The organism is Nostoc sp., assembly GCF_036917755.1.
Classification (GTDB): domain Bacteria; phylum Cyanobacteriota; class Cyanobacteriia; order Cyanobacteriales; family Nostocaceae; genus Nostoc.
Genome location: NZ_JBALFC010000024.1, coordinates 1 through 14,269, shown reverse-complemented (window position 1 = coordinate 14,269; position 14,269 = coordinate 1). Strand labels below are relative to the sequence as shown.

The following is a 14,269-nucleotide window of genomic DNA, read 5'->3' as shown; positions in this document are numbered from 1 at the left end:
ACTTTAGCTATCAGCCCAGAACTTAAGTTCTGGGCGGGATTGCCAATCTGTGCGACACTTTGACTGTTACGAAAATGTGGGTAGCGACAAGTCTTGAAGGCGAAAGTGGGAGTTGTGACTTTAAGCAGGATGAAAATAATCGTAAATTTCTTGAGCCAAACGCGGCCCAATTCCTGCTACTTCAGCTAGTTGTGTGGTTGTTGCTTGCCGAATATAATCAACTGAGCGAAAATGTCCTAGTAGCTGCTTTTGTCGATGATGTCCTAAGCCGGGAATTTCATCTAAACGCGATCGCTTCAATTTATCACTACGCTGCTGACGATGGAAACTCACTGCAAACCGATGCGCTTCATCCCGCAGCCGCCGCAATAACTGTACTCCCGGTTGTTCTGCATCAGTTATCAAAGGTTTAGATTCTCCCGGTAAAAAAATCTCTTCTCGCTGCTTTGCTAAACTCACAACTCGCAAGTCTTCTAATAAATTCATCTCTTGCAAGATGGCGATAACCGATGATAACTGACCTTTACCACCATCGATCATGATTAAATCAGGCCAATCAGGATTACCCAAACGTGCTAATTGCTGATCTTCCCCATACTTACGAAACCGACGCTGGATAACTTCAGCAAGACTGGCAAAATCATCTGAGTGTCCTGCTGTCACTGTGGGATTTTTAATTTTGTAGTGGCGATAGTGTTGTTTGGCGGGTAATCCGTCGATAAACACAACTTGCGAAGCTACTGCATTTGACCCTTGAATATGGGAAATGTCATAACCTTCGATGCGGTGAGGTACATCTGGTAAATCGAGAATGGTGGCTAAATCTTGCATTGCTTGGTGATTGCGATCGCCAAATTTCTGCATTCTTTGCAATTCATACTGAGCATTTCGCTCTACCATCTCAATTAATTCTGCCTTAGTTTGCCGCAAAGGAGTCAAAATTGTGACTTTTTTACCTTTACGTTGAGTTAAGACATCTGCCAATATTTCTCCATCTGGTAAATCATGCTGCACCAAAATCTCTATGGGTATTTCCACTGAGTCAGCCGTTTGGTAATGTTCCTCCAAAGCGCGTTGTAAAATAGCTCCTGGTTCCGCGTGAGCATCCGCCACAAAGGCCAAACGTCCCACCAGTTGCCCAGCGCGAATCTGAAATAGTTGAATGCAGGCGTGTTGTTCGTCGGCTGCCAGGGCGATCGCATCCCGCGAAACTGTATCATCTGGTAAGGAAACTTTTTGGTCGGCTGTCAGGGACTTTAACCCAGAAATTTGATCGCGAATTCGTGCTGCTGACTCAAAATTCAAGTCCTGAGCGGCTGCGTTCATCTGTTGGGTCAAAATATCAATCAGTTCCTGAGTTCGACCTTGGAAGACCATCGCGATCTTTTGCACAATTTTGCGATATTCTTCTGGTGAAACCATCTGTTGACACACACCCGGACACCGCCCTAAATCATAATTTAAGCAGGGACGGTCTTTAAAAAGTGGTTGAGGTCGTTGTCGCTGTGGAAAGATCCGCTTGCAGATGCGGACAATTTCTCGTAATAAACCAGCATCAGTATAAGGCCCGTAAAATTTATCCTTTTCTTTGCCAAATTGACGTTTACGGGTAATAAAAATTCGTGGATAATCTTCTGACCAAGTGATGCAGAGATAGGGATATTTTTTATCATCTTTGAGCAGCACGTTAAAGTATGGCTGGTGCTGCTTGATCAAATTGGCTTCTAGCGCTAAGGCTTCGGCTTCAGTATCAGTGACAATGAATTCAATTTCAGTCACCAACTTTACCATCCTGGCGATGCGTTCACTCTTGTTGTAGCCATCGCGGAAATAGGAACGGACACGCGATCGCAACTTACGTGATTTACCTATATATATAATACGATCGCTCTTGTCTCGCATGAAATAAACCCCCGGTTCCGGTGGTATTTCAGCTAGACGGTTTTCCAATCGTTCTGGTTCTTTAATCAGTGGTAATACTTCAGTAGATATTGTCACAACCCAAATTAGGTAATCTTTTTCTATTTTAAGAAAAATTATTTTTTTGTGCCGATTTCATAGACTATTTACAGCAGAATTCAGAATTCAGAATCCAGAATTCAGAAGTAAAACAGGGTTTATACCTCGCTTTGGGATGAATCGTTGTGTACTTCACTTTCCTTCAATTGTAATTTTTAACTAATTCGGTGGATTTAAGTCCCCGGCAACAAGTAAGCCGCAAGTTTTGTGGCGGGGTCTGAGTCTCCTATGCATTACTTAATTACGAATTATTTCACCTGGTATTTTTCGACCAACTCTTTAACTTGAGCGGACACCAAAGGATGTGAATCTTTTTGTAACTGGGGTAGAATTTGCTGGAGAACGCGCTGTGAAACCATATTTAAGTATGCGATCGCAGCTTCTCTAACAAAGCCAGTTGGATGACGCAAACTCACTAAAATCTCAGAACTTGTCAGTCGGATGCGAGTTACTTGAGCATAATGAAAACAGCAAGCTAGACACCAGTCAGAAAGGAAGTTACTCAACATCAGCAATCTGTGGAGGCGATCGCTAACTAACATATTCTCATATTCTCCGATCTTGGCTTCCACAAGATGTTGCAATTTTTCTGACTGCGGTCGGTTATCTAAAATATTCAGCAATAAGGACTTTGAAGACAAAGTTATGGTATGCTCTAAGATTTCTAACCCCCGCGCTAAGTTTACCACTGAGAGCGATCGCAGATTGAATGTTGCTGCCTGCATCTTTTCTGGCGAGTAAAGCAGTTTTAGTAGCAGTAGCAGCCGCTCTTTGACATCCAATTCTAATTCTAAAAGGGCGCGTTGCAATAACTCAGAGACAATCAAAATCCTCTGACTCGATTGATGATTTTCTTCTTGGTCTAATGTTTGAAAGTCTATGTATGCGGCATAAATCTCACCTAAAAACTTTAATTCCTGCTTGATTAAATTTTCTACCCGACTTTCATAAAACCGATCAACTAAATCTTTAAGTCCTGGTTGTTTATGTATTTTTAGTAAGCTACGAAGAATATGATCCCTGGTAGTACCCCAAGATGTTTCCAAGTTTTCCCATAAAGCCTCCAATGCTTCCTGAGTGCCAATTTGAGCAATGGTTCGCCAAGCGTACATTCGCACTACTTCCGGTTTGTAAATATTCGTAGCCAACCGCAATAGCATTTCTAAAGCTTCATTTTCTAATCCCACTAGGGCTGATATTGCTGTACCGCGGGTTGATTTGTAATAAAGTGCTGCAATCAGTGCCGAATAGTACTCTTCTAAATGGGTTGCTGCAATCATTTCTAATACAGCACAGCGCACCCGTAAGGACTCATCTTGTAATAAATTCGGGATGTGAATCCGCAACGCCTGCAAATAAACTGCTTCTCTGAGCGCTCTGACTCCATTCACTCGTTCTCGTTCTAGCTTATGAGTCAACATCCGGCGCATGGTTTGGGTAGCTACTACCTTTTGCATGGGCGTTCCCTGGCGTAAGACTAAAGCGGCGGCGGTGGCGCGGATGAGTGAGTTTTGCCGGGGGTTGAGGTATTCTTCTAGGAGGCTTAAATTCGGATTTGGTTCAGCCAGCCAAACATAGCGCAGTGCTAGGGCAAAAACTTCGGGGTTAGTTTCTTGAGATTGTTCTAACAAAGGACGGATGGCGGTTAGATAAGCGGGATTTACACCTCCCATCAGCATCACTTCCAAACTTTGGCGCTGCAAGTCTGGGGTTAACTTGATTAGTAGAGGTGCTAAAACTTCCGCAGCTCCAAGGGAATCCATTTGGGCTAAAAGTTCAATGCAAGAGCGTTTATCAGCCTCGCTGCCTTTTTCTGCTAAAGCTTTGACTACCCCCTGTTTGAAAAATCGTAAGCCCACATTGGTTGCACTCAATTGACCCCGCGCCACACTCAAGACTAACAGTTGAACATAGCGCGATCGCAATTCCCAAACTACTGTTAAACAGGTGCCAGCTATCAGCATTGTTTCTGATACCAACACCCATTTTTGCATTGATACTGGTACAAACCGCCCACAAAACAATAGAGTTACAAAAATTAGCGCTCCTGTCAAACCTGTAGCGATCGCTTCGGCAGTTCCGCCAGATAAAGTCTGCATCCGGCTGCGAATTCCCTCTGGAATCGGTTGGTACAGTATGGGGCCGCTACTCATGACAAAGGTGTAGCGCAGAAGTTCATCACAGAATTTGACAATTATCAAACCCCAGAAGAAGCTTTGTGATTGCATAGCTGGAATTAAATTCAGCAATACCAGCACTCCTGGTAGAGCAAAGCCAATGGTGATTGGTAAAAGCGTGGCTGTGAAAAATACCCCCATCCTTTCGATGAGTCGGCTAGAAACAAACCACTGCAACGACAACTCACACAGTCCCAACATTCCTCCAAAAAAACCCAAGAAACTGGCGAGTTCTCGCTCGCTCAAATTGGCTTGGAGTTCGCGCAGATACTGAAAATCTATTAACAACCCAATGACTTGCAACAAACCCACAAAGGCAAACAACGAAAAGACATAGCTTTTCAGTGGACTTTTGATGAAACGCTTCCGTGAGGCTTGTTCTTCAGGAATTAGCCTTTGTGGGGTTTCAGGAAAAGCGGCTCGATAGTGATGAGTTAAATAGAATAGAATCCCCGATCCTAATAAAATCATTACACAGGCGATCAGGATGATCTTATTCAGCGAGGTGTATTGCACTAGCCAAGGCAAACTAAAGCCACTGATTACATCTGCTACCAAAAGACCACTACTAACCAGTGGGTAAGTGCGCTTAATCTCCCGAATGTTAAATAGTTGGTTGGCGACGATGGAGGTGTTGAGGTCATTGACTACATAAAGTGCGTCTACCCATAGCCGCAGCAGAAATACCGAAATCACCGCCAGGTAGGAAAAATGTGATCCCCAACGGACTAAAATTAATAAAACTAATGGCATTAACATGCAAGGTGCGATCGCTACAATCACCTGGCGTAAGGGAAAAATCTTTTGCAGCCAAGAGTATAAAAAAACCAGTCCGGCACTCATCGCAGCACTGGCAATATACATCCACGGCAGTAGATTAGTCCCATATTCATCCAAAAACAGCGCCACCGTACTGTCCTCTGCCCACCGCAATCCTACAGATACAGTTGTGTAAAAGAGAAACATCAGCTGAGTCCGTTCGCTCTCCTCTGGTCGGAGATTCACCCACTGTAGTAGTCGTGGTAAAGCAACTTTATTTGCAGCCAACCAGTGATTTTTCAGTTCCATGCAGTTTTATTTTCTGGTAGTATCACCATGCAAGGGGAGCAGGGGGAGATGAGGGAGCAGGGGGAGATGAGGGAGCAGGGGGAGCAGGGGAAGAAAATACTTCCTCATCCCCCTCATCTCCCTCATCCCCTGGAAATAGCAAAAGTCCTGAGCAACTGAGTATTATGTTTCCCACTCAGCCTTCAGGACTATCGATTTTAAATAAATTTAAACGACCTCAGAGGTAGGAGCGGACAAATGGCCTGTATTGCGTGACAACTCTCACCGCTAAAGCGGGAGCATCTCAAATCATCGGTGAGAATTTAAGATAATCTTACTTTTGTCAATTAGAAATTATGCTGAAAAATTCAAAGAAGTGGAGGTATTAAGTTAACTCTTATACTGAACTGATGTGTCAAGAATGAATGATGCGTGTCAAGATTACGCGTAGGCGTAGCCCAACCTAGGCATCGCCTGCTTAAAAATTGTGTTTTCAACCCTGATTTTCAGCAATATTTTAAGTACTATTACTTATTGACAAATAGTATCCGACCTTAACCTCTCACGAATGATCTCAAATTCACAAATCAGACTTGCTGCTATGACTTTAGCTTTATTTCAAACGCTAACTGACTTGGCCAGCAATCACTTCCACCATACCGTTATCTAGGTCGTAGCGTCCGCCAACTATCTGAAGTTTCTTGCTTTTTACCAAGTCAGCAAGAGGTTCAGAGATTTTTATTTGCTTTACCACCATTTGAATATTTGCTCGCACCGCATTGTCTAGCAGATCCCCCGATTTGTCCCTAACCGATTCCACAGCCGGCTGAATCGCCTTGACCAAAGTGCTGACGTGAGCACCCACCTTCCCGCCCGCAACCGCCGCCGCAACTGCGCCACACCGCTCATGTCCTAGTACCATTACAAGCGGGACATTCAGGTGTTCAGCAGCGTACTCAATGCTACCCAAGACGGCATCATCAATGATATTGCCAGCTACCCGAACAACAAACAGATCACCAATTCCCTGATCGAACACCAGTTCAGGAGGTACGCGCGAGTCAGCACAACTCAAAATAATTGCAAACGGATGTTGTGCCTTCGCAATTTCTAGGAGGCGGCTCTTACCTTGATGCGGATGATTCAAATGCAGAAAGACGTATCGTCGGTTGCCCTCCATTAATAATTGGAGACCTTGCTTGGCAGAAATTGTTGCCGCTTCTAATGTAGGTGTGGCGGCAACTGCCTGATTGGGAATGAGCAAATTAGTACTTAGTCCGGTAGCGATCGCGCCAGTACCCGCAGCTAAGAGAGTTCTTCTGGACAATTTAGCGGAAAATTTATTAAGAAGCATTAAGTTTCCTCAATTTGCATTAGTAAATAAGCTAATGAGCATTTAAATTGCATAAAACCAGGGTTGTAACCTTTACTACAAGCAAATCAGTCTGGAAAAATGAATGGTGATTAGCTTATAATCAACGATTTCTGACAACATAACCTTCAAAAAATTGACTGCAATTAGAAAATATACTGATCTTTTAACACCCATCTAAGGGAATACGAAGACTCGCTATCACCGCCAAGCTGCGCTGTGGCAAAAATACCCTTGCAAAGGGCTAGATGGAATTGAGAACTGCTATAGTTTGACTCTCTGTAATAAAAGAATCCCCCGACTTTTAGCCAGGGGATCATCAAACTCGGTCTATTAAACAGTTAGAGGATTATTTTTTAGGCGAGATGAGCATCATCATGTTTCGCCCTTCTTTTTTTGGCGCTTGTTGAAGCTCACCAAATGGCTCCAAATCCGTTGCCATTCGCTTAAGCAAATCTTCTGCTAGGTCGCTGTGTTGAATTTCTCGACCCCGGAACATGACAGTAGCTTTGACTTTATCGCCATCTTTCAAAAAGCGCTCTGCTTGCTTAACACGCACGTTATAGTCGTGTTCTTCTATTTTGTAGCGCATCTTAACTTCTTTGACATCAGCCGTGTGCTGCTTTTTCCGGGCTTCCCGCGCCTTTTTTTCCTGCTCAAACTTGTATTTCCCGTAGTTCATAATCCGACAAACCGGCGGGTCAGCTTTGTCACTGATTAGCACTAAATCTAGCTCTTTATCTTCTGCTAGTTGTAGTGCTTCCTGTGGGGGCATAATTCCCAGCTGGCCGCCGTCAATGTCGATGACCCGAATTTTTGGGAAGCGAATTCGTTCGTTAATTTGGGGCAGATCGCGAGTTCTTTTCTTCTCAATCACAGCCATTATGATTTATGGGAGCTCTTAATGAAGGATTTGGTGTTGTCTAAATTGGTATGCCTCAGATGGCAAAATACTGAAATAAATCAGGAGATGGACTGAAATAAGTCAGGAGATGGAAAAATAGTCTACACTTCTAGGGTAGCTAATCCATAAAATAGTTGCGTCGTTGTTTTTGTTATTCTACTCACTCTGAAAGAATTTTTCTGCAAGAGTTAATCTAAATTACCCAACTTAGACTCATGTTAAATATTATTACAATATTGTACGACTTACGGACTGTACAAATGAATCATGGTGTGCATTTACAAAAATAGGTCGTTTTGGGCTTTTATTAATCATTCTTTGATGCTATATAAGCCCGCGTTGTAGGGGCAATTCATGAATTGCCCCGGAGCGCGTGTAATTATTTTGCGTAAGTCTTAGCAATGACGAAAATAGGTTACTTTGCGTAAGTGCTGCAATTGAGACAGCCAAACCGAAAATTCTCGGAAATATTCACCTGAAATACTGTAATTAAGTTTATCCTTGTGATCGAGGATATCTAATTTATACAAAATAAATATATTAGCAGTCTCATGCCCATAGATTTACGAGCATTTTTTCAGGCAACTGACCCCAGCCGAACTCTGTTTGTCAACAATCAGTCAGATGTGAAATACTACATAGACTTTTCTTCGGTGCGAGGTGGGGATATTATCGGCAAACTCAAGCAGAAAATTACTTTTTTCAAGCCGAATGAACCTACCTGCACCCTATTTACTGGGCATATTGGTTGTGGTAAATCCACGGAACTATTGAGGTTACAAGCGGAACTGGAAAAGTTAGGCTTCCATGTAGTCTATTTTGAGTCTAGCGAAGACCTGGAAATGACTGATGTGGATATTGCTGATGTGCTGCTAGCGATCGCTCGGCGTGTGAGTCAAAGTCTGGATAAAATTACCCTAGCGGAACCCAACAAGTTTAATGAATTGCTGCAAGGTGCTTGGAAGGTCTTAAACTCCGAGTTGACGGGGGTAAAAGTTAAGGTTCCAAATGTCGGCGATTTTGGTGTAACCTCTGATGAAAAAGATAAGCTTTCTCTGTCTGTGGGCATTGGTGAAATCACCGCGAAGATGAAAAATGACCCAACGCTACGGGAGAAACTCAATCAGTATTTAGCACCACAAAAAACGAAGCTGCTGGAAGCGATTAATCAAGAATTGTTAGAACCTGCTGTGGTTAAACTCAAACAGCAGGGTAAAAAAGGTCTGGTGGTAATTGTCGATAATCTTGACCGCATAGATAATCGTGCCAAACCTTGGGGTCGTCCGCAGCAGGAATATTTATTTGTCGATCAGGGTGAGTTTTTGACAAGGCTTAATTGTCATCTAATTTACACCATGCCCTTGGCTTTGAAGTTTTCTAATGATTACGGAATGCTTACCCAGCGTTTTCCAGAAGATCCTAAGGTGTTACCAATGGTACCTGTAGAATGGCGTGATGGCAGTGTTCATACACTGGGAATAGCACTCATGGAGCAAATGGTATTAGCAAGAGCTTTTCCCGATTTCACACCAGAGGAGCGTTTAAATAAAATTACCGAGATTTTTGATAGTGCTGCTAGCCTAGAGCGGTTATGTAAAATGAGCGGTGGTCATGTGCGGGACGTGCTGAGGCTGCTGAATACCTGGATTATGGAAGAAATGAGTCTTCCTTTAACCCGTGAAACCTTAGAGCAAGTTATTCGTTCTCGTCGGAATGAAATGGCTATGCCGATTTCTGATAATGAGTGGCAATTGTTACGTCATGTCAAGGAAAAGAAAAAAGTGAATGATGACCACGGATATCAAAAACTGATCCGCAGTCGGTTTGTCTTTGAATATCGGGATGGTGGCGAGTCTTGGTTTGATGTTAATCCCATTTTGTCAGAAGCCAGGGAGTTGCAATGAGGAATCAGAGAAGTGATGAATAATTAGATTATGAAACCTGAAACCAGAAATGTTTTGTTAAAAGCTTACGCACAATTGCACAAAATCACAGAATAATTGTACTCAGCCTCGGATAAAGCCGTAGAAAACGTTTAACAAAATAGAATAAAGGCACCAGTCGCCAGAATTCAGAATTGAATGCTGTGGGACTTGCAGATAGCGAGTCCGTGAGCGTCTGAATAAATGGGTTTAAGTCCACCCAATCTAGATTTATCAGCTGATGACAGACTCACAATCCCCAGAAGATGACTATGTAAACAGCGATGTCGACGACGGGCTTCGCCTACGCTCTCTGCAACAATTAGCTTGGGCGATTGAGTCCTCCGTGGGACAGTTTAAGCTAATTTTGGCACGGTGTAATTATGCTAGAGAGCGCGATCGCTTAATCCCCAGATTGCGTGAAATTTGTCAAGTCGAAATTCGTGTCTTGGCGGTGCAGCAATCTCGCAGGACTCTTTATACTGCGATTCAGGAAGAATTCGGCGAAGAAATACCAGCCTGTGTGATGGTTGTGGGTTTGGAATCAGTGCAGAATTTGCCTGTGATGTTAACTTCTGCCAATCAGGTGCGGGAAGAGTTTCGCAAGAATTTTGCTTTTCCATTAGTGGTGTGGATTGATGATGAAATCTACAAACAGCTAATACAGCTTGCGCCAGATTTGGAAAGTTGGGCAACTACGAGGAATTTTGCCATATCAACACAGGAATTAGTAGCTTTTATCAGCAAAACGGCTAATCAATGGTTTAGTAATAATTTAAATTTTAGCGCCGATGTATATATAAAACTGGAAAAGGAGCTAGAAGCAGCGCAAAGAGATTTACTCAATCAGCCAGATGTTTATAATTTAGAAATTCAAGCTAATTTAGAATCTTTATTAGGTTTTATCAAACAGATAAATAATCACAAAGATTCGGCTTTGGAACATTATCATAAAGCCTTAGAGCTTTGGCAGCAAAGTAGTAATTTAGAACGAGAGACAAAAATCCCTGACTTTTCACCTCATGTGGAAAACCTAACCCCCCAGCCCCTTTCCCTAATAGGGAAGGGTGAGAATTCCAAACCTCTCTCCTTGCAGGAGAGAGGTTTTCCAGAACCTATGAAAAGGCAGGCAAAAATCCTCGGTGAGATTGGGTTTTGCTGTTATCTCAAAGCTTTTAAACATCAAGATATCAATCATCCAGATTGGCAGACAACTTGGCATTCTGTTCAAGAGTACATAAATTTTATTAACCAGTTTCAAAGCCCAGATTTAATTGCTAATGCAGTAGTTAAATTCGGTGATATCTTGCGAGACTTGCAAAAGTGGAAAACGTTGCAGAGTCTTTCAGAACAAGCTTTAGTAATTCATCAAACTCACAACCAGCCAAGGGAATTGGCTAAGGATTACGGTTTTTTAGCTGAGGTGGCTTTGTTTCAAAAAAACTGGGTTAAAGCAAATCAGTTTGTTCAGCAAGCTTTGAAAGTTTTTGCCACGATTCCCAATCTGGAATCAGCGAATGTATCAGGAGTTTTATCTGATCTTCCTGAAAGGGTTTTAGAATCAAAGGATTTGAGCTTATATCAGTTTATTCTAAGTCGTTCTCAATACCATTTAGGTCAAGCTCAAGAAGCAACTCTCAGCTTAGAAACTGCTAAGGATATGGGTAATCCCCTAGAAGATGTCAGGCTTTATTTGGATATTCTTAGTTTTTTGCAGCAGCTTTATTTTGAGCAGAAAGAATATCTCAAAGCATACAAAATCAAACAGCAACGGCGTTCCATTGAACAGCAATTTGGCTTACGGGCTTTTATTGGTGCGGGTAGGTTAGAAGCTACAAAACAGGCATTTGTAGAGAGGTTGCGCTCAAACTCTCTACAAGGAAATATTGCTCCAGAAATTACTGCATCTGGTCGCCTATTGGATGTAGAACGTTTGATTGGACGCATGGGTCGCCCTGATTATAAGTTGATAGTAATTCATGGGCAATCGGGTGTAGGCAAAAGTTCTCTGGTAAATGCGGGACTGGTACCAGCTTTAAAGAATAAAGTAATCGGTATTCAAGATTATTTGCCGGTGGTAATGCGTGTTTACACCAACTGGGTGGAAGAGTTGGGGAGTCTTTTGGGAAGAGATGAGGGGGATGAGGAGGATGAGGAAGAGTTAAAACTTCGTTCATTTATCTCGGAACTTGATTCAGCCATCCCAGAATCTGATTCAGCCATCTCGGAAGTTGATTCAGTCATCTCGGAACTTGATTCAGCCATCTCGAAACTTGATTTAGCCATCTCGGAATCTGATTCAGCCATCTCGGAAGTTGATTTAGCCATCCCAGAATCTGATTCAGCCATCTCGGAAGTTGATTTAGCCATCTCGGAACTTGATTCAGCCATCTCGGAACCTCATTCAGCTATCTCAAATACTCAAAATTCCCACTCCTCACTCCCCACTCCCCACTCCCTGCTCTGCCAACTCCGCAAAAACGAACAACACAACCTCCGCACAGTACTAATTTTTGATCAATTTGAGGAATTTTTCTTTGTTTACACCGAACCTGCACAAAGAAAGCAATTCTTTAAGTTTCTGGGAGAGTGTCTGAATGTTTTATCGGTGAAAGTTATCTTATCGCTGCGGGTAGATTACATCCATTACTTACTGGAGTGCAATGATTTGTCTAGTCTCAAGATTATTGGCAATGACATTCTCAGTAATAATGTGCTTTACAAGTTGGGGAATTTCTCGCCTGCTGATGCGAAGTCAATTATTCAGCATTTAACTGAAAATACTAGTTTTCAGGTAGAACCTGCTTTAGTTGAACAAATGGTGCTAGATCTAGCCGGAGAATTGGGTGAAGTTCGTCCCATTGAGTTACAGATTGTGGGGGCGCAACTACAAACGGAGAATATTACAACTCTGGCAGAATATCGGCAGCGTGGCACTAAGGAGAAATTGGTTAAGCGTTATTTGGAAGAAGTTGTTAATGATTGCGGTGAAGAAAATCAGCAAGCAGCAGACATATTACTGTATTTGCTGACGGATGAAAAAGGAACTCGCCCTCTGAAGACTCGCGCTGAGTTGGAACGCGATTTACAGGAGTACTTATCGGAGATCCCCTCAACTCGTTTTAGAAAGGGGGGCTTAGTTTCTTCCACACCCTTTTTAAGGGGATCGGCGAATGCGGGGGAATCAGAAACTAGGGAGCATAAAGCTTTTGACATCAGCAAATCAGATTTGATTGTAGAAATTTTTGTCCAATCCGGCTTAGTGGTTTTGCTACCAGAAAACCCGGCAAACCGTTATCAACTGGTACATGACTACATCGCCGCCTTTATTCACAAGCAACACGAACCGAAGTTAAAGCATGTGATGGCGGAACTGGAAAAAGAACGAGAACAAAGAAAACTAAGTGACGCAAAACTTCATAACTTTCTCAAACGCGCCCTTTTTGGTTCCGTGACCCCAGGATTAGTATTAACTGGGCTGGCAGTAGAGGCAAATGAGCAAAGAAAAGTAGCCGATATAAATGAAATTAATGCCCTGAATAATTCTTCAGAAGCGTTTTTTGCCTCTGAACAACATCTAGATGCTTTAATAGCAGCCTTAAAGGCAGGTGGAAAACTCAAACGCACAGCTTGGATACCAGAAAGAAGCGATACCCGAACACAAACTCTAGCAACTTTACGGCAAGCGGTTTACTTACAGCCAAACGAGAAGAAAGAAAACCGCGCCATAGAGGTGAATACTTTAGAAGGTCATAGCAGTGCGGTCAATAGCGTCGTCTACAGCCCCAATGGACAACAGTTAGCTTCCGCTAGTTGGGACAAGACCATCAAAATCTGGGATGTCAGCACTGGTCAACTCCTCAAATCCCTGACTGGTGATTGCACTGCGGTCAGTAGCGTCGCCTACAGCCCCAATGGACAACAGTTAGCTTCTGCTGGTTATGACAAGACTATCAAAATCTGGGATGTCAGCAGTGGCAAACTCCTCAAATCCCTGACTGGTCATCGCGGTTGGGTCAATAGTGTCGCCTACAGCCCCAATAGACAACAGTTAGCTTCTGCTGGTTATGACAAGACCATCAAAATCTGGGATGTCAGCACTGGTCAACTCCTCAAAACCCTGACTGGTCATCGCGTTTGGGTCAATAGCGTCACCTACAGCCCCAATGGACAACAGTTAGCTTCTGCTGGTAACAAGACCATCAAAATCTGGGACGTCAGCAGTGGTAAACTCCTCAAATCCCTGACTGGTCATTGCGATTTGGTCAGAAGCGTCGCCTACAGCCCAAATGGACAACAGTTAGCTTCTGCTAGTGATGACAAGACCATCAAAATCTGGGATGTCAGCAGTGGCAAACTCCTCAAATCCCTGACTGGTCATTGCGATTTGGTCAATAGCGTCGCCTACAGCCCCAATGGACAACAGTTAACTTCTGCTGGTGACAAGACCATCAAAATCTGGGATGTCAGCAGTGGTCAACTCCTCAAATCACTGACTGGTCATAGCAATGTAGTCTTTAGCGTCACCTACAGCCCCAATGGACAACAGTTAGCTTCTGCTAGTTATGACAACACCATCAAAATCTGGGATGTCAGTAGTGGTCAACTCCTCAAATACCTGACTGATCATAGTAGTGCGGTCAATAGCGTCGCCTATAGCCCCAATGGACAACAGTTAGCTTCTGCTAGTTATGACAACACCATTAAAATCTGGGATGTCAGCAGTGGTGAATTCCTCAAATCCCTAACTGATCATCGCAGTGCGGTCTATAGCGTCGCCTATAGCCCCAATGGACAACAGTTAGCTTCTGCTAGTTATGACAACACC

At 43.1% G+C, this 14,269-nt stretch carries 7 protein-coding genes; 2 read left to right on the top strand and 5 right to left on the bottom strand.

Translation table 11 applies throughout. From position 1 onward, the window contains the following. Positions 1-120 precede the first annotated feature (120 nt). The 5 genes from uvrC to infC form a co-directional block, all read right to left on the bottom strand. On the bottom strand, positions 121-1,998 hold the full coding sequence (gene uvrC / locus V7L05_RS07880; RefSeq protein WP_335163413.1) for an excinuclease ABC subunit UvrC: 1,878 nt from the start codon (positions 1,996-1,998) through the stop codon (positions 121-123). A 269-nt stretch (positions 1,999-2,267) separates the two neighbouring features. After that, positions 2,268-5,264 carry a HEAT repeat domain-containing protein gene (locus tag V7L05_RS07875; protein ID WP_335163411.1) on the bottom strand — a complete coding sequence of 999 codons (2,997 nt, stop codon included), beginning with the start codon at positions 5,262-5,264 and terminating at the stop codon, positions 2,268-2,270. A gap of 22 nt (positions 5,265-5,286) precedes the next feature. After that, positions 5,287-5,439 carry a hypothetical protein gene (locus V7L05_RS07870; RefSeq protein WP_335163409.1) on the bottom strand — a complete coding sequence of 51 codons (153 nt, stop codon included), beginning with the start codon at positions 5,437-5,439 and terminating at the stop codon, positions 5,287-5,289. A 429-nt stretch (positions 5,440-5,868) separates the two neighbouring features. Beyond that, entirely contained in the window at positions 5,869-6,597 is a 729-nt protein-coding gene (locus V7L05_RS07865) for a carbonic anhydrase (protein ID WP_335163407.1), read from the bottom strand. A 367-nt stretch (positions 6,598-6,964) separates the two neighbouring features. Beyond that, positions 6,965-7,498: a translation initiation factor IF-3 gene (gene infC, locus V7L05_RS07860; RefSeq protein WP_335163405.1), complete on the bottom strand. Its 534-nt coding sequence runs from the start codon at positions 7,496-7,498 to the stop codon at positions 6,965-6,967. Positions 7,499-8,070: 572 nt separating this feature from the next. Between infC and V7L05_RS07855 the strand changes: the two genes are divergently transcribed. Both V7L05_RS07855 and V7L05_RS07850 read left to right on the top strand, forming a co-directional pair. Continuing rightward, positions 8,071-9,423: a P-loop NTPase fold protein gene (locus V7L05_RS07855; protein ID WP_335163403.1), complete on the top strand. Its 1,353-nt coding sequence runs from the start codon at positions 8,071-8,073 to the stop codon at positions 9,421-9,423. A 259-nt stretch (positions 9,424-9,682) separates the two neighbouring features. After that, positions 9,683-14,269, top strand: a 4,587-nt coding sequence (locus tag V7L05_RS07850; protein WP_335163401.1) for a WD40 repeat domain-containing protein, incomplete at its 3' end; no start/stop codon positions are given.